Origin of the sequence: Enterobacter sp. TMH.L2 (assembly GCF_050847315.1) — a bacterium.
In the GTDB taxonomy this organism is placed as follows: Bacteria; Pseudomonadota; Gammaproteobacteria; order Enterobacterales; family Enterobacteriaceae; genus Cedecea.
On sequence record NZ_CP193791.1, the window covers coordinates 2,592,103 to 2,608,956 of the forward strand.

The 16,854-nt window shown below is 54.2% G+C and carries 12 protein-coding genes; 2 read left to right on the forward strand and 10 right to left on the reverse strand.

Features of this window, described 5'->3' with window-relative positions:
- Position 1 precedes the first annotated feature (1 nt).
- From ACREYP_RS12455 to pgaA, 5 genes are all read right to left on the reverse strand, one after another.
- The gene (locus ACREYP_RS12455; RefSeq protein ID WP_336818779.1) at positions 2-388 is read right to left on the reverse strand and encodes a hypothetical protein; all 387 of its coding nucleotides are present in this window, start codon (positions 386-388) and stop codon (positions 2-4) included.
- A gap of 169 nt (positions 389-557) precedes the next feature.
- Positions 558-992 (reverse strand): poly-beta-1,6-N-acetyl-D-glucosamine biosynthesis protein PgaD, encoded by a 435-nt coding sequence (gene pgaD / locus ACREYP_RS12460; protein WP_008459322.1) that lies wholly within the window; start codon positions 990-992, stop codon positions 558-560.
- The gene (pgaC, locus tag ACREYP_RS12465; RefSeq protein ID WP_336818780.1) at positions 992-2,320 is read right to left on the reverse strand and encodes a poly-beta-1,6-N-acetyl-D-glucosamine synthase; all 1,329 of its coding nucleotides are present in this window, start codon (positions 2,318-2,320) and stop codon (positions 992-994) included. The genes pgaD and pgaC overlap by 1 nt, the downstream gene beginning before the upstream one ends.
- Positions 2,313-4,328 carry a poly-beta-1,6-N-acetyl-D-glucosamine N-deacetylase PgaB gene (gene pgaB, locus ACREYP_RS12470; protein ID WP_336818781.1) on the reverse strand — a complete coding sequence of 672 codons (2,016 nt, stop codon included), beginning with the start codon at positions 4,326-4,328 and terminating at the stop codon, positions 2,313-2,315. The genes pgaC and pgaB overlap by 8 nt, the downstream gene beginning before the upstream one ends.
- A gap of 8 nt (positions 4,329-4,336) precedes the next feature.
- Complete coding sequence (gene pgaA, locus ACREYP_RS12475; protein ID WP_498880885.1) at positions 4,337-6,778, reverse strand: poly-beta-1,6 N-acetyl-D-glucosamine export porin PgaA; 2,442 nt, start codon at positions 6,776-6,778, stop codon at positions 4,337-4,339.
- Positions 6,779-7,491: 713 nt separating this feature from the next.
- Between pgaA and ACREYP_RS12480 the strand changes: the two genes are divergently transcribed.
- Positions 7,492-8,040, forward strand: a complete 549-nt coding sequence (locus ACREYP_RS12480) for a helix-turn-helix transcriptional regulator (RefSeq protein WP_498880886.1) — start codon at positions 7,492-7,494, stop codon at positions 8,038-8,040.
- Positions 8,041-8,077: 37 nt separating this feature from the next.
- Here ACREYP_RS12480 and cueP read toward each other — a convergent pair whose 3' ends face one another.
- From cueP to ACREYP_RS12505, 5 genes are all read right to left on the reverse strand, one after another.
- Positions 8,078-8,626, reverse strand: a complete 549-nt coding sequence (gene cueP, locus ACREYP_RS12485; protein WP_498880887.1) for a copper-binding periplasmic metallochaperone CueP — start codon at positions 8,624-8,626, stop codon at positions 8,078-8,080.
- A 153-nt stretch (positions 8,627-8,779) separates the two neighbouring features.
- On the reverse strand, positions 8,780-10,039 hold the full coding sequence (locus ACREYP_RS12490; RefSeq protein ID WP_498880888.1) for a hypothetical protein: 1,260 nt from the start codon (positions 10,037-10,039) through the stop codon (positions 8,780-8,782).
- Positions 10,039-12,432: a CS1-pili formation C-terminal domain-containing protein gene (locus ACREYP_RS12495; RefSeq protein WP_498880889.1), complete on the reverse strand. Its 2,394-nt coding sequence runs from the start codon at positions 12,430-12,432 to the stop codon at positions 10,039-10,041. The genes ACREYP_RS12490 and ACREYP_RS12495 overlap by 1 nt, the downstream gene beginning before the upstream one ends.
- Before the next feature lie 218 nt (positions 12,433-12,650).
- Complete coding sequence (locus tag ACREYP_RS12500; protein ID WP_498880890.1) at positions 12,651-13,139, reverse strand: CS1 type fimbrial major subunit; 489 nt, start codon at positions 13,137-13,139, stop codon at positions 12,651-12,653.
- A gap of 43 nt (positions 13,140-13,182) precedes the next feature.
- The gene (locus ACREYP_RS12505; protein ID WP_498880891.1) at positions 13,183-13,851 is read right to left on the reverse strand and encodes a hypothetical protein; all 669 of its coding nucleotides are present in this window, start codon (positions 13,849-13,851) and stop codon (positions 13,183-13,185) included.
- Between the two features lie 813 nt (positions 13,852-14,664).
- Between ACREYP_RS12505 and ACREYP_RS12510 the strand changes: the two genes are divergently transcribed.
- Positions 14,665-16,818 carry a carbon starvation CstA family protein gene (locus tag ACREYP_RS12510; RefSeq protein ID WP_498880892.1) on the forward strand — a complete coding sequence of 718 codons (2,154 nt, stop codon included), beginning with the start codon at positions 14,665-14,667 and terminating at the stop codon, positions 16,816-16,818.
- Positions 16,819-16,854: the final 36 nt, after the last annotated feature.

The following is a 16,854-nucleotide window of genomic DNA, read 5'->3' on the forward strand; positions in this document are numbered from 1 at the left end:
CTCAGTTTCTGGCTGAACGCCGTTTCATCGTCTCTTCAATATAACTTTCGATATGAATGTTGTGCTCCCTGTTCACTCGCGCAATAAATACCGGGAGGAAGTCGGACGAAGTGTGAAGCGTATTCGCGACAAGGCAGTCAAAATCACGCTGAGTGAAACGAAGATTTCCCCTCAATGTCGAATGCTGCAGCAAAGTGTGTGCAATCACCTCAAGGGCTGCGCGCCTGTAATCATCCGTACGCAGAACATCCAGATCCGCAGGGAGAATCTCAAAGTCGAAAGAGTGGCTTATAAACCCTGATTCAACGGGTTGCGAGTAAATCAGTCGCTCCCCTTCCTGATTCACATGAGGTTCCCACCCGTCCCCCAATAATCGAACTGATTGCACGACTCCCCCTCTTTTTTGATTCTTTTTCACCCGCACAAGCGATGCTAAAACCTCTCCAGCCACCCACAATGTTTATCTGACTCAACGAACAATTAAGATTATCGGCCACCCGAACCCATTATTGAGTCCGGGTATTGCCGCTGTTCAGAATACTGACGGGAAACCGGGGTTAATCCGCTTCGCTCTCTGCACGATTATTTTTAAGATCGATTATCTGCCCAATCTGGTCGTGATAAACCGTTAACTGGTTATAGCGGCTCATCTCGGACACCAGCTGTGTCGGCAGGTTAAAGCTGCGGGCGAGGTCGCCAGGCTGAAACGGTTTGTGTTCATCGAGGTATCGGTCGCTGTACCTGCGCAGGCTGTACTGATACCAGAGGATCAGCAACCAACCGTTGATGACCGCAATCAGCAGGTACAGCAGCACGGAATTGAGCGACTGCGCGATGATTTCCCCGCGCTGGTCGGGCAATAACATCAGCTGCAGCAGCAAGTTTTTCCATACAAAGTACAAAAAACCGGCCCAGGCAATAGCGGTTATCAGGCCATCGAACAGGCGCGGTCCCAGTCGATCTTCGGTCAAAATCAGCGTGTTGGTCTGCATCATATTCTTCCTTTTCCACGGTCAGGACTTACCCAGCGCGCGCGGGCACGGCGGCGTTTAAGCATCACTTTCGGGAACGACACCAGAGTGGTAAACAGGCCTATCATCCAGTACATCAGCGGGAACCAGACGATCCAGAACAGCGACCCGGCGATCCGCTTTTCATAGCGCCGCTCAATGAACAGGCTGATCAGGAACTGCATCAGGCACATTACGCCCAGCAGCAGCCCGGTAAACGCCGGCGGAAAGAGCGTTTCAACCACCAGGTTTGCCGGCAGCGTGGTCAGGTGGCTGGCAATAAACAGCAGGATGGTGATCGCGTAGGCGAAGGCCCACACCGTCGACAACACGTACTCCATAAACAGCGGCCACATCCGGCGGTGTTCCCAGCGGAACAGGCGACGCAGGTTGACCAGAAACACTTCCGCCCCGCCCTGCGCCCAGCGCAGTCGCTGTTTCCAAAGCCCTTTGAGCGTTTCCGGCATTAGGATCCAACACAGCGCGCGCGGCTCAAAATAGAGCGTCCAGTGATGCAGCTGCAGTTTCCAGCTGATATCAATGTCTTCGGTGATCATGTCCGGGCTCCAGTAGCCGACATCCGCCAGCGCCTGGCGGCGAAAAGCGGCTATCACGCCGGAAACGGTAAAGACACGGCCATAAATGCGTTGAGTGCGTTTAATCAGCCCGATTATCGAAGAAAACTCACCGACCTGGATCCGGCCAATCAGGTTCGAGCGGGTGCGGATCCGTGGGTTTCCGGTTACGGCGCCCACGTTAGAGTGCCTAATCAGCGGCATCACAAGATAAGCTGCCGTGTCCCGCTCCAGCAAGGCATCCCCGTCGATGCACACCAGCAGATCCCCGCGTGCGGCGGCGGCCCCGGCCTTTAGCGCTACAGCTTTACCCTGATTCGCCGCCAGATGAATCACTCGTAGTTTTGGGTATTCCACCGCGAGCTGATTCAGGATCTCGGCGGTGTTATCCCGAGAGCCGTCGTTGATGGCGATAACCTCGATGTTGGTGTAGCGCTGGGCCAGCGCGGCCTCTATCGTTTCCCGGGCGTTTTTGCCTTCGTTAAAGCACGGGATCAGAATAGAAATCAGCGGATTACCTTCCAGCTGCGGCGGCGGCACATCTTTGCCCCACGGCCAGTGGCGCTCCAGCCGGTACCAGAAATAGAGCCCGCCGGTCATCCACAGTACCGACATAAACAGTGGCCAGAAGAACACAAAATCTAACAGGATTTTCCCGGTAAATACCGCCGCCATACCGAGCGGCAGCCCAAAGACCAGGCCCAGAATCAGCAAGGAAAGAAGACGATCAGTCATTGTTTGGGTACCAGTAAGAGGACATTTCAGGTCTGATATGTGAAATATCAGGCTGGTTATTGATGAAGTCGTCCGGGTAATAGCCGTAGTGTTTCACCCCATTCAGCTGCAGCAGCTGCATCCATTCCACCAGCTGTTTATCCGCGATGCCTTTCTGCGTCTTGTGGTTCCAGTCGCGCGCCTGAAGCTCAAAAATGGTTTTATTCATTCCCGAAGGCTTCGCCGCGACGGCTTTAATTAGCCGTTCCAGCCAGCTATTGCTCTCTTCCGGCGGCACGGACTCCATCAGCGGCATCGCCATCGGCACCGTCCAGTTGTAAGCGGCCAGGAAATCGTCAATGTTCTGGGCGAACCACGTCTCGCTCTCTGGCTCCAGAATCGGCAGTGCAAAGATATTTCGGGCGGTCTTTATCTGCGGGCCACGAATATTCCGCACCGCGTCGGTCAGCGTGCGCGTGAATTCGATCAGCGTCTGGCTTTTAAAGCGCGCCCAGCTTCGCAGTTCGGCAGGGTTTTGATGAATGTCGCCGATGCTGCCCTGGAACCCTGCCTGCCGGTAGGCGGCCATGGCGTCCGGCCCGGCATCTTCAAAGTCCGTGAGGAGCGCGTCGTCGTGAAAAAGAATGCCGTCAAATACCGCATGTCGGGCGAGATCTTCGTAGATGTCGATTATCTGATGGCGAACCTGTCGGTTCCATGGGGAAAGCCGTAGATAAGGGCTGGTGGCCCGCTGCGTCTTCCCGCTGGCGGCGTCCCAGCGTTGCACCCTGGGCAGCGCGGCATTCAGATCAAAAGAGAGCACCGGCAGCCAGGCGAAGACTTTGGCATCGCCCCTGGTGCGTAACTGCCAGGCGACAAAGTTAAACAGGTCAGCGCGTACGGGCAGCCAACGGTTGGGGAAATAGAGCGACTTGATATTGCCGTCGCCAAGCGGGTCTGAGAACGCCTGCAAAAAGACATGGCTGATTTTCATGTCATACACTCGCTGCACCAGCGCATCGATATTCTTCGCCTGCTGCACCGGGTTCGGGTCGTAGACGTAGTCGAGATCCACATGCATAACGCGCACCGGATCGGGCTCCCGGACGCGGCTCACCATGCTGGCGAACGCTTTGAGCGTCGGGTTGCCCGAGATCAGCACTCGCGGGATATTGTCCAGGTCGCGGGCGTCAGCGAGACCATCATTGAGCGTGAACGCCAGCTGGTAGCCCTGCTTTTTGAGCACGCTAAGTGAGGTGCCGTTGGCCGCGCCATAGGGCCAGACCCAGGCGCGAGGGGCCTTCCCGCTGAGCTGTTGAATTTTGCGACTGATTTGGCGCACGTCGTCGTCAATACGGCGGGTGAATTGCTCGTCACTTTCATACTGGCCAGTGACTTTATTCCACGCCCGGTTGGCCACCGCAGGCTCACGGCTTCCCTGGGGATTCGCCTGAATACCGTAATGTGAAGCCCATGTGTGCGCCCCTATCTCAACCAGCGGGGACTGGCTAAGCTCGCGCACCATATCCCAGGTGGCAAACTTATCGCGGGCGGTCATCAGCCCGCCAAAATCCACCTTCATCCCCGGCGGGGTGTCTACCCAACTGCCCACGGGCGCCCAGAGTGCGGGCACATTGTATGCTTTAAGCAACGGCCACACGCGGGTGTAGAAGCTGCTGTAACCGTCATCGAAGGTGAGCAAAAATGCCTTTGGCGGCAGCGGCGTGCCGCCCCGGTGAGCGTCCAGAATCGACTGCACGCTTACCGCGCGGTAGCCGTTTTGCAGCAGCCAGCTGATTTGCTCGTTAAGGGCGCTGGTGCGCACCGCCAGATAACGCTGATCGGGGTCGCGGTCTTCAACGTCATGGTAAGCCAGCACCAGAAAATGGTTCTTCGGCCAGGGCTGGTTGGCTTCAGGCAGCGGCCGCGCTTTTGGCGGCAGAAAATGAATCTCCTGCGCGCCCAGGCCAGAAAAGGTCAATAACCAGCCAAAAACGATCAGGCCGAGGCGAAAACTGTTGGTCAGCATGTTTGTCCTTAAAATCGTAAATTTGCATCAAAAGCAATGGCGAGATGCGTTTCCCGCTTGCCGTCCCAGGGGCGCTTTTCCCAGTTCAGCATGGCCCCGGTGTCGAGGACGTTGTTCCACTGGATACGCTGGCCATATCCCAGGGTTGTCATCGCCCCCGCCCCATAATTTTTTTGCCGGTAAATACCCGCTCCGGCGCTAATCTGCTGGCTCCAGATGGTGTCATAGCGCTGGTACAGCACGTGATTAGCGGCGAGCGTCGGCGCGGCGGATAAGTCCCATTTCGGGCTGTAATAGGCGGTGTCGGTCTTGCTGTTGGTGCCGTATGCCACACCGGGCTGCAGGTCGAGCGTGATCCGCGCCGTCTGCCATAGCCGTTCTTTGCCCTGGAAGGTGTATTCCTGGCGGTGGTTATGGTCCGAGAACCAGCTGGTCGCGGTCGCGAGCTGATATTCACGCCGTTCATTTTGATGCCAGCGCACCCACAGGTTGGCCTGATTCGCACTTACCCCGTTGCGTAAAGCCCGCAGCGGCGTTGCCCGGGCCAGGCGTTCCACTTCGCCTCCTACTCGCCAGCTGTCGTTGAAGCTGTGCCAGGCCGAAACTCGCCCGCCAGGCTTATTGCCACCGTTGAAGTTATTGTTCGCCAGTTCAAGCTCGACCCAACTATTGCGCGCCCGCCACTCTATCCCCCCAAACACGCTGCGGCTTAAGCCCTTACCTTCTTCAAAACGACCGCGCTCAAAACGGTGACCGCCAAACAGCCTCCAGCTGTCGGCTACGGGTGGGCCGTAAATCGCCATATCCCAGCTAAAGTCGTGTGCCCCGCTGACGGGCGTATCAGAGTGGATCTCCTGCTGGCCGTTAAGGCGCAGTTCGGACATTCGGTGGATTTCGCGCGTTCGGTTCAGCCGCTGAGAAGCGATATCCAGCGGAGCGCGCAGCATCACATCGTCGGTCAGCAAATCCATTTGCCGCCACTCGTGCAGATCCTGCGCGACATAAGCCTGCTGCCGCTCCAGCTCAAGGTTGGATGGCTCAAGCACCTCCGCCTTTTTTAACTCTCGTTCAGCGGCCAGCGGCAGCCCGCGCGCCTGCAACACCCTGGCATAATCAATACGTAACCCCTGGTTGCCCGGCGCGGTACTGGCCAGGCGCTGGGACAACGTTTCTGCTGCTGGCAGTGCATTGGTTGACAGGAGGTATTGCAGCGAGAGCGTTTTAGCTTCCAGCCAGCGATCGTTTGGTTTGGGATTCGGGGAACCCGGCACGTAGCGACGATAAGGCGTTGTCTGAGTCAGGTTTTGCAGATAACGAGCGGCAGCGTCGTACTGTCCGCTGTCCAGCAAGGCATAAAACATCGCCTGCTCATTCTCATTCGTCGCGCCGCTGAACAGCTGCGGCGTTAGCGCCTGCGCCCTTTCTACCTGCTTTACCGCGAGGTAAGACGCAATAACCCAGCGTAAAGCCCAGGGTGGAACGCGCACGCCTTCTGAGGCCAGGGCTTCATATTCCTGAATGACCTTTGGGTAATGATTGTGGGCATAAAGTGCACCAAGCCGGTCTATTCGCGCTCTGGTAACGTCCTGCTGAGCCTGCGGATTACCACGCCATTCGGCGAGCAAAACGTCGTAACGATCCAACGCCCGCTGCGCGACGGTAAAACGAGCTTTTTCCTCTCCTGGAGGGATCTCAGCCATGCGCACCCTTTCGGCCAACGCGTTAAGTTCCAGACTTCTGCGCTCATTTGCCGGAAGGTTCGCTTGCCTGGCAAACGCCAGCGCTGGCGTATTCACCCTGTTCACGGTCAGGCTGGATATCAGGTTTTGCAGCACCGTTTTATCCCCTGGAGCAAGCGCGATGGCCTGCGTGTCGCTTAGCAACTGGTCCCAGGTTTTTCCCTGCCGAAGATAGACATAAGAGAGCGTCTGCCAATGCGCCAGCGTCGGCTTTTCCTCGATCAAACGCAGAGCTTCATCTCTGGCCTGCCAGGCTTTTTGCCCGTCGGCCAGCGTTTTAATTTGCCCTATGCGATAGTCATCGTTTCCAGGCGAGAGCTGAAGCACCCGCTCCCAGAGGGAAAGTGATTCCGTCCAGCGATGAAGGTTACGCAGAGATTGCGCCGTGGCGGCGACTCCACGAGCCGGGATAGCAGTACGCTCCTGATAACGCTGCCACACGCTGACCACTTCATCATCACGCCCGGCCCAGGAGGCGACCTGCAACCAGTCGGCCACCTGTTCCGGGTGCAATGCTCTTTGCTGTGCCTTATGCTTTAAGGCGTCAAGCAGGGGTTGATAATCCCCATTTCGTGCCTGTAATACCTGACTGTCATAGCGCGATGTTGCCCCCACCCCTTGCGCTGAAAGCAGCCCTGGCATGATTAAAAATAACGACAGCTTCACGCCATGATAAAAGAATAACTTATTGATACTCAGCCGCTGTTCCATAAATATCTATTATTCCATTATGAATGAGCATAGTTTATCCGCCGCGTTAAATGCCGGATATCGGCACTAGCGGATGTAATTCACACGGTAAAACACTCTTTTGATATGCAGAGTATTTATTTAAACGGGCACACCTCACTTAACGTCTTTTTCTGCATCTGGCTTTAGGAACAAACTCAAAATAGCGGAGATTACACATTAGGTCAGACAGCAAGAATGATAAGTCACCATGAATAATTTTGTGAACACTTCCTGACGGCCGAAAACATGCTTTTAAGAATACTCTGTACCGACTTTTCAATGAATAACTTTCAATACAAAACAAAAACACAAGCAACTGATTTGAAATGAAAAAAAACCACATCAAAAATATAAAAATGATATGGAAGATGTTTTTATCAATATGTTTAAGTGAAAATCAACGTATTAATCAGGACATTTCCTGGCAAAGATTCCTAATTTCCAAGCCACGGACTTCTCTCTTATTTCATTTTATTTATAATTTCCCACATCAGGAAAAAAGAAGGATATCTCTTTGCCACTAACGCTTTACCAACTATTAATATCAACCCCAACACTTACCTAAAGGTTAGTTAGCTCATTTTTAAAGAAATAATAGTGACACGCTGTGAATACGCATACCCCTGGCTTCAATGGCCAGGCATTTGGATTGTATGATATTAAAGGAATACACTGCGGTGAATGCGACAATTTTGATCACACAAGATCGCTATCTTTACCAGGGAATAAAAAACTATTTTCCTGATGTTATTCGACTGTACTCCGTCGACAGAAGAAGCTTCAGCTATGGCTACAAAGAGTACGCTGTCCTGGTCGATAGCCGGTTACCACTGGAACAGTGGGAAAACATCATCACCAGCGCAGAGAAAGCGGAGGCACCGGTACGTTGCATCATGCTGGATATGCGCCACAGTGAACTCTCCCCACTGAGACTTAAGTGGAGCCTCGATATGTCGATGCCGTACCGGGACATTGAAGGACTGTTCTGGCTGCTGCAAAAAGTGAAGCTAGATCGCCAGGCCGGGGAATGGTTTTATGCCATGCGCCTGAGTCAGGAGGAGCGGAAGATGATGATGTGGCTAAGAAAGGGTTTACCTATGGAAGCCGTGGCGGAAAAGCTCTGCACGTCACTGAAAAGTCTTTATCGCCGACGGAATGAACTTTACGAGAGATTGGGACTGGCCAACTTTAATGAGGCCTGCCTGCTCATTTATACCGACGAAGAGCAACAGTACCCCTAGTTTGGGCAGTGTGCCATGAGGCCGCCGCCCGTCGGGCTTATGATTGCTGCAATGGCAAGGTGGTCATACAAGTTTGACTGTCGTCGAAGGTGGCAAACGCGGATTGCGCGGTGCGGCCCTGATAGCTGACGCTGACCGTCCCTTCGGTATTGCGCGGCAGCCACACGCCGATGAAGCCATTTTGCTGGCTGGTCAGCGTTTTATTCAGGATAACGTTGCCCGATTTATCGGTAATTTTGACCTCAAAGGGCGTATTGACCATCTCACCCTGGCAGCCGGAAAGGCTGTGATTGAAGCAGGGATGCGTTTGCTGCAGGTATGGCGCAAACGACAGATAGAACTTATCCCCCAGCGGGTAGCTAAACTTCTGCTGCCCGTCCGAAAGCACCAGCGCACGGCTGGTCACACCGGCGCTAAAACCCAGCGGGCGGGCCTGCGGGGACTGGTCGATAGCCTCAACCATTTGCTCGATAGTTTTTCCCGCCAGCCCGTGTTTCGCCAGAAAGGCATTTGCCTCAGGTGTGGCCGCCAGGGCAGACCCGCTAAGGGCCAGCGCCAGCCACGCCGTCATGATACGTATTTTCATCCTGTTTCCTTTTCCAGAGTAAGGTTTAACAACCACTGACGCGGACGTTACACCTTCCCTCTGGGGGAAGGTCAAAGGCATGGCAGTAAAGAACGGTAAGATTCTGTATTTATAAAGTTTTAATTGATCTCAATCAGCTATTTTCCGACATTTCTAGTCCGCCTGAGCATCAAACAATAGCGTCACGACTCCCTTCCAGGTTGAACCTGGGGATTTCACCATCGTTTCAACGCCGGGTTTCCGGACTTTAAAATCAACCTGTGAGCGACGATGAACAACAAACTCGCCGGGAGGTAAAATAACATGGCCAGCCGGTAACGAATTCAACAGCAGATTTCTGGCTTCTCTTCCGTTTTCCGTTTTATAACCCGGTAAGGTGAGAGAAACCTCCAGCGGTATTTTTTCTCCGGTGGGGGATGTTGTTTCGCGTAACGCACAGGCCCCCTCCAAATCATACTCACAGCGCATATTGACAGTGAAGCCGGACGTGGACGACAGGGTGAAGGGGACCTCCTGACTCAGGGAATCAGGGACACGCCCACCGTTTGCCCACTGGCTCCAGCCGCCTTTCGGGGCCAGGCTGACCTTGATAAATTCCGCGTCGGAGGGAAACTTCACCTGGAAGGCATGGCGTACGGTCGCCTTTATTTTTATTCTAATTTCAGTGTCAGAGGTCGTTTCGGCATTAAAGTCAATATCTTCGCCTTCACCAACGGTATAAGCCACTTCACCCTCGTACTCACCGCTATAAACACCTAATGGATTGGGTGTTTCTAACGTATAGCCAAAGCTAAAATCGGAAATACGAACATCACCTTGAAAAGAGTTACTAAGCTTCCGCCAGCAGGTCAGCTTTTTTTCTGGCACTCCCCATCCATGTCTGAACACATTATAAGAAGTACCAACGCCAATCCGCCCTGAGCACCCGCCCTGAGGATAACGACCCGCGCCGTTCATTGCATTAAACATGTTATATCCATCTAACGACGTGTGTTGCATACCAAAAAAAGCCAGACGAAATACCCCTGTAATTTGATTCCCTGTTTTATCATCTCTTAAAACAATATTCCTTGCCGTGCCATCAAGTGATATTGATGTATAATTGCGTGGGTTATCACTCGTATAGTCAAAATATTTTTCCGCCGATACCCCAGGAATCAAAATACTGAACTCCCCCACGTTACAAAGCGTAGAGTGCTGAGAGCAAAATCCTGAGACCGGGGTAGTATTCACAAACGCATTCTTCTGCGGCTGCTGCAGGTCGGCGATAAACTCCGTAGTGACGTCCACCGTTGCAGCGTTGACTGTGGATATCATCGCCAATAAAAGCAGCGCGGACAGTGCTGCCGTATTTCTTCTGCGAAACAGGGCGTTATTAATGAAGTCGATAATATACATCTGTCGGGTAAACATTATATGTCCTTATTCCTGGCTGCTTTGCTGGCCGCATAGCCTGCGTTCCCCGCCAGCGGTAATTCGTCACAGGTCAGATTGCCGAGGAAAATAATCTCATCGGCCGTTTTCTGCGTGGTGGGATTCAGGCGTATTTCACACTGGTTCATTGCGCGGTATTCCACCGCCAGCACCGGGTTGTTTTCATGCACTTCGAGGGTGAACAGCCCGTCGGATTCGGTGACCGTCCTGCCGGCATGATTCACCACCTGAGCACCGCCCAGGGCGTGGCCATTGCCGTCCACCAGGCGCCCCATCACCGTCACCGTTTTCATCACTTTCACGGAATACGCACTGACGCCCCCGCGAATATGCTGGTAGCTCAGGTATTCAGGCTCGACTTTCAGCGCCGGGGCTTCCGTGCCGGGGAAGTCAATCTGCACCGTGCCGGGTTGCCAGGCATCGACCGGAATGAAGTTCCTGCCCGGCTTGAGCGGCACGGCACCGCCCGGATAAAGCGCCACCAGTTCGGCATTTTTATCGTCGGAGGAGACATCCACTATCATGCCGCCGCCCTGATAATGTGCCGCCTGTTTCGACATTGTGACCCGCCCGCCACCCAACGCCAGCAGGCTGCCGGTATTGAGGCCGCCGGACAGCCTGCCGTCCAGCGTTGAGCTCTGCCCCCAGAAAGTGCCCGCCATCATCGGCGTATCAAACTGGTTGTAAGTGCTGAACCCTGCGCCGTGGCGGTCCGCCGTCAGCGTCGCCGTCGTCATCTTCACGGGGCCTTTGTCCCAGGTCTGATTGACCGAGGCGGAGGTATAGAGATCCCGGCTGCCGCTGGTGTCCGTGCGGCTGCCGACGCTGATATTGCCGCTGCGTTTCTGCCCGCCGAGCGCGAAGCTGGCGGAGAGACTCACGCCGCGGTTGCGTAACGTGCTGCCATTGCCGTAGGGGCGATCAAACGCGGCCAGCCGCCAGTTAATGGCGTTCCCGGCAAGTACGGTACGGGTATTAAAGCCCACGTCGGCACCGATACCGCTGTGACGGCTTCTGTGCGTCAGACGGGCGGTGAGGCTGTTCTCGCTGTTCAGGCGCCAGGTGGTGGACAGCACGCTGCTGTGTTCCAGCGAAGGGCGAGCCGTATACCGGTAGGGTTCATCTTCCTGGCGATACCAGCTCCGGCTGTGGCTGAGGGCGACGTTACCCTTTGCGTGCGACCATATTCCCTGGGTATCAAACCCGTGACCGGTGAGATTGCTCCGCCAGATATTACCGTACAGCTGCACCGGCTTTGCCGCCTGCCAGTCGAGTGAAACCCCGGCCTGACGCTCTTCCCCCGTCTTCTGCACGGCCACGCCGACCGTCGCCAGCGGATGCAGCAGGTAATTGACGCTGGCCCCGGCCGCAAATTCACCGTTATCTTCACTTTTGTCACTGTTCCACAGCGTCTGCTGCTGCCCGGCGAACACGTTATAGCGCAGGCGCTGGCCCGGCGTTCGCCAGCGGGTGGGTTTATTAATCGTTTCAGTGACCCTGCTGCTCTCACGGCCGTCTTCAATGAGGCGAATTTCAACTTCATAGATACCGGCCGGCAGCGGCACGGTGTCTAACATTTGCAGGCCGGGTTCAACAGGCTGAGAATTTATCAGGGTACCGTCGCGGTAAATTTCAGCCACACCTTCACGGTTGGCGGAGACGTAGACGGGATAAAGCGCCGGAATATCCCCGCCCTTCAGTAGTGCATCGCCGCTGCCCGCCATCATGCCCGCCAGCGTGCTGATACCGCCTCCCGGCGTATAAGGCTGGCGCAGCAGACCCTGGCTGTCCGGCGTAAATAGCCCGGTACGGAGAAAGTGTTGCTGAAATTCACGCTGAACGTAGAGAGAGGTTATGGCATGGCGGGAAGTGCTGCCGAGGCTGTTGCTGCGGGTCTGGTCATGCTGAAACTGGCTCATTAATGTCCAGCTCCCCAGCGCCGCCTCCAGGCCCCCGTTCCAGCTCATGCTTGACTGCTGCTCGCTGCCGCTGAGGTTAAGCTGGTTATTCAGCAGCAGGCCTGAATCCCCATCTTCGGGTAAGGTATACCAGTATTTATTCGCGTCGTTTCCCGGTTGCTGCGTGAGTAAAACGAGGCGGGCATCGCTCAGGCTGTAATCCGCCGCCAGCAGCCCCGGCGGGCAGGCATGGTCACTGCACTTCCCAAGCGGAACAAAGTCAGTGAACGCCTTTAACCAGCGCTGGCGTTCGGCCTCGCTAAACTCACTGTCGCCGTTATCAGTAAAATGGATAATCCTGGCCCGGTTATCCTCCGTCACGATGATCATGGCATCGCCCAGGACCCGGTTATCTACCATGATGCGGGCTGAAAGCGGGGCATTGAAGAAATACGCCTGAAAATCATCCGGCATAGCCGCTGCCTGGCTGGCAAGCGTCGCAGGCTGAGCCCAAACATTTACACTGCTGAAAAGCAGAAATAACGACCCTGTTAATGGACGCAAGAATCCCATAATATCAAACGCCTGAAATTTTCTTTCCGAAGAAAGAAAAGAGAAATCCCTCTCTCTTTTCTCCTCAATGCACGATTGTTCGGTAACCGAACAATCCATGAATACTGCTGCCGCTAAAATTAAGGCGTATCGGTATCAAACATCATGGTCACGGCCCCGATGTAGGTCCCGGCCGTTGGTTTAGAGCCAGCCGCTTTCTGGCTTACCGTCAGGGTGGCCGTTTTCTCTGCTGCGGCTTCGGTCGTGTTGTACAGCGTGACCGCTGACACGGCGTCAACCGGCAACGTCTGGCCGGCAATGGCCACCTGGAGATCGATAGTATCCGTACCGCTGGCCGAGCTGAGCACAGGCTGCCCGGACAGATAGGCTTTGATGCTCCCGCCGGAATTTTTCATTTGCAGCTGCTGAGAAAACCCATCCAGAGAGCCCGTCGCCGCATTCCATGCCATTTTTTGCGTCTGGGCATTCCAGCCGTTAACTGGCGTGACGAAGAAATCAGTAGCAGGGACCGCCGCCTCTACGTTGAAATCAACCTGCAGAGGGGCAGCGTGAACCGCCGATGCCGTCGCCAGAAGGGCACCGAGTAAAGTGATTTTTTTTGCGTACATATATCATTCCTTTTGATAAGAGAGAGAACAGGGTTACTTCAAATTACGAACCTGATTTCAGCGCCTTTTTTTGACTACCTTCATTCAGCGTGTAGTGCCAGATTTTTTGCGGCACAATGTCCCGCTCCAGGCTCCGGCCGGGCCTTAATTGAATATTGACGGGGGGGCTACAGTCTTTAAGTGTTGCATCGCAGGATTTCAGGTCGCTGATAACCACGGAGGCATTCCCCCTGTTGCTGATACGCAGTTTTTTACCTTTATCCGTAATTTGCGTATCGAAGCGAACACTATCGGGATGAACGGTCACAATGGTGCCAAACCCGGTGAGTACGCTGACGCTGGCGTTGATGGCATCCTGATACTTTTCAACTTCGTCCTTGCTGAGCGTAAATTCATCCCTGTTTTTCGGCACGACGGGAATATAACGCACGCGATAATAAGACTCTTTATTCCGGGCGCCGGTATAGACCAGTCTGTTGGTTTGCATTCCGCCCGCAGGGATAATTAGCCGCGGCGGGGACGAAATAACCCCGGCGCCCTGCCCGTTAACAATGGCCGCATTATCAAGCGGAATTTCCTTTGCCGGGCTATGCTCGTTATAAACTATTTCACTAACCTCAACGCGTACAAATGCCGTGGCATCCCCGGAGTTATAAATGCGTTTGGCGAGGGTATTTTTACCGGAATAGATATACTCATTTAACGGACCCACATTGATCACCGGGCCAGCGACTGCCGGCATAGCCAGAGTAATTAACATTGTCAAAGGCAAGGCTGTGGATATCGCATTTCTTTTTGTTTTAGTCGGTTTATTTTCAGATAAAGACATAAAAGCATCGCCATAAATTAATTTCATTGCTGCGTATTATGTCTGCCAGCACGATTTGCACAACGCTAAACAGCTTAATTAAGAAACAAATAATAAATCTCATCAATTAATATGTAACAACAAAGAGTTATGCAACCTTATGTTTTTAAACGCTAATAACAAAAACATTCATTAATAATACATTGACATACATTCAGTTTAAGGCAGGCAGCACGCTTACTTCCGCCATCCTGAGATACCACAACCTGTCTTTGCAAAAAATGAACAAACAATAAATACCAAACAATTAACACCACCTCATGTATTAATAAGTTCATGAAATGGAATTTCAATTCAGTCGTAATAACACGTTACGATCATTAATTTCTGTAAATACCATCCTGTTATTTATTTCAACGCCCATAGCGAAGTTTACGCTCAGCTCAATGGAAACCAACCCGGCTATATCATTAAATCCTCTCTGCTTATCATGGGATCTAAATCACACTTTTCAGTGAGTTAGCGGCTGGTTAAAACCGCTTAGCCTGTCCCACAACCGCTTATTCCTGAATACGACCACTCGGCTACTCTTTTTCCTCTCTTGCAGCAAAAATCGTCACGCTATGGCTGGGCTATTTTTATGCCCTTCTTTTACAACAACCAGGTTCAGCGAGACGGCGAACAGGCATGACGCCAGGGCTGACAAACGGATGAATTATGAATAAAAATAAATTTCTCAAACATATACCCTGGGTGATTCTGGGTATCATCGGGGCCTGCTGTCTGGCCGTCGTCGCCCTGCGACGGGGGGAACACATCAGCGCCCTGTGGATCGTCGTCGCCTCGGTGTCGGTCTATCTGGTGGCTTACCGCTACTACAGCCTTTATATCGCCCAGAAGGTGATGAAGCTGGATCCTACCCGCGCCACACCGGCGGTGATCAATAACGATGGACTGAACTATGTCCCGACCAACCGTAACGTGCTGTTTGGCCACCACTTCGCGGCGATAGCCGGAGCCGGGCCTCTGGTCGGCCCGGTGCTGGCGGCGCAGATGGGCTATCTGCCCGGTGTGCTCTGGCTACTGGCAGGCGTTGTACTGGCCGGGGCGGTGCAGGACTTTATGGTGCTGTTTATCTCCTCGCGCCGAAACGGGGCTTCCCTTGGCGAGATGATCAAAGAAGAGATGGGGCCCGTGCCGGGGACAATTGCCCTGTTTGGCTGCTTCCTGATCATGATAATTATCCTGGCCGTGCTGGCTCTTATCGTGGTGAAAGCGCTGGCTGAAAGCCCGTGGGGCGTATTTACCGTTTGCTCGACGGTGCCGATTGCCCTGTTTATGGGCATTTATATGCGCTTTATTCGTCCAGGCAGGGTCGGTGAAGTGTCCGTTATCGGGATTGTGCTGCTGGTCGCCTCGATTTACTTCGGGGGCGTGATTGCCCACGACCCTTACTGGGGCCCGGCGCTGACCTTTAAAGACACCACCATTACCTTTACGCTCATCGGCTATGCCTTTGTCTCCGCCCTGCTGCCGGTCTGGCTGATCCTCGCCCCGCGCGACTACCTGGCGACCTTCCTGAAAATCGGCGTTATCGTCGGCCTGGCGATTGGTATCGTTATCCTCAATCCAGAGCTGAAAATGCCGGCCATTACTCAGTACGTGGATGGTACCGGTCCGCTGTGGAAAGGCGCATTGTTCCCGTTCCTGTTTATCACCATTGCCTGCGGGGCAGTGTCCGGCTTCCACGCGCTTATCGCGTCCGGCACCACGCCAAAACTGCTGGCTTGTGAAACCGACGCTCGCTTTATCGGCTACGGTGCGATGCTGATGGAGTCATTTGTGGCCGTTATGGCCCTGGTAGCGGCTTCCATCATTGAGCCGGGTCTGTACTTTGCCATGAATACGCCACCGGCGGGTCTGGGCTTTACCATGCCAAACCTGCACGAGCTGGGCGGGGAAAACGCGCCAATGATTATGGCGCAGCTGAAGGAAGTGACCGCGCACGCGGCCGCCACCGTCAGTTCCTGGGGCTTCGTGATTTCTCCTGAGCAGATCCTGCAGACGGCGAAAGATATCGGTGAGCCTTCCGTACTCAACCGCGCAGGCGGTGCCCCTACCCTTGCCGTCGGTATTGCGCACGTATTCCACAAAATTGTTCCGGTCGCCGACATGGGCTTCTGGTACCACTTCGGGATCCTGTTTGAAGCGCTGTTTATTCTTACTGCGCTGGATGCCGGCACCCGTTCTGGCCGCTTTATGCTGCAGGATCTGCTGGGTAACTTTATCCCGTTCCTGAAGAAAACCGACTCGCTAGTGGCCGGTATCATCGGCACCGCTGGCTGCGTAGGCCTGTGGGGCTACCTGCTGTATCAGGGCGTGGTCGATCCGCTGGGCGGCGTGAAAAGCCTGTGGCCGCTGTTCGGCATCTCCAATCAGATGCTGGCGGCAGTTGCATTAGTGCTGGCCACTGTAGTCCTGGTGAAGATGAAACGTACCCGGTACATTTGGGTCACCGTGGTGCCTGCGGTCTGGCTGCTTATCTGCACCACCTGGGCGCTGGGCCTGAAGCTGTTTAGCAGCAACCCGCAGATGGAAGGCTTCTTCTTCATGGCCAACCAGTATAAGGCGCGTATCGCCGCCGGTGGGGCGGATCTGACGGCTCAAGACCTCGCCAACATGAACCACATTGTCGTCAATAACTACACCAACGCGGGCCTGAGCATTCTGTTCCTGGTGGTGGTTTACAGCATTATTTTCTACGGCATTAAGGCCTGGAAAGAGGCGCGTAAATCCGACCAGCCGACGGACAAAGAAACGCCTTACCAGCCGGTGCCGAAAGAAGGCATTAAGATTTCTTCCGGACACTGATCGCTTCATCTGACAGCCCCGCATTAGCGGGGCTTA

Bases quoted from the DNA above. Each gene is read 5' to 3' on its own strand.
- pgaD (WP_008459322.1), bottom strand. From the start codon at position 992: ATGCAGACCAACACGCTGATTTTGACCGAAGATCGACTGGGACCGCGC.
- pgaC (WP_336818780.1), bottom strand. From the start codon at position 2,320: ATGACTGATCGTCTTCTTTCCTTGCTGATTCTGGGCCTGGTCTTTGGG.
- pgaB (WP_336818781.1), bottom strand. From the start codon at position 4,328: ATGCTGACCAACAGTTTTCGCCTCGGCCTGATCGTTTTTGGCTGGTTA.
- pgaA (WP_498880885.1), bottom strand. From the start codon at position 6,778: ATGGAACAGCGGCTGAGTATCAATAAGTTATTCTTTTATCATGGCGTG.
- cueP (WP_498880887.1), bottom strand. From the start codon at position 8,626: ATGAAAATACGTATCATGACGGCGTGGCTGGCGCTGGCCCTTAGCGGG.
- ACREYP_RS12490 (WP_498880888.1), bottom strand. From the start codon at position 10,039: ATGTTTACCCGACAGATGTATATTATCGACTTCATTAATAACGCCCTG.
- ACREYP_RS12495 (WP_498880889.1), bottom strand. From the start codon at position 12,432: ATGCCGGATGATTTTCAGGCGTATTTCTTCAATGCCCCGCTTTCAGCC.
- ACREYP_RS12500 (WP_498880890.1), bottom strand. From the start codon at position 13,139: ATGTACGCAAAAAAAATCACTTTACTCGGTGCCCTTCTGGCGACGGCA.
- ACREYP_RS12510 (WP_498880892.1), top strand. From the start codon at position 14,665: ATGAATAAAAATAAATTTCTCAAACATATACCCTGGGTGATTCTGGGT.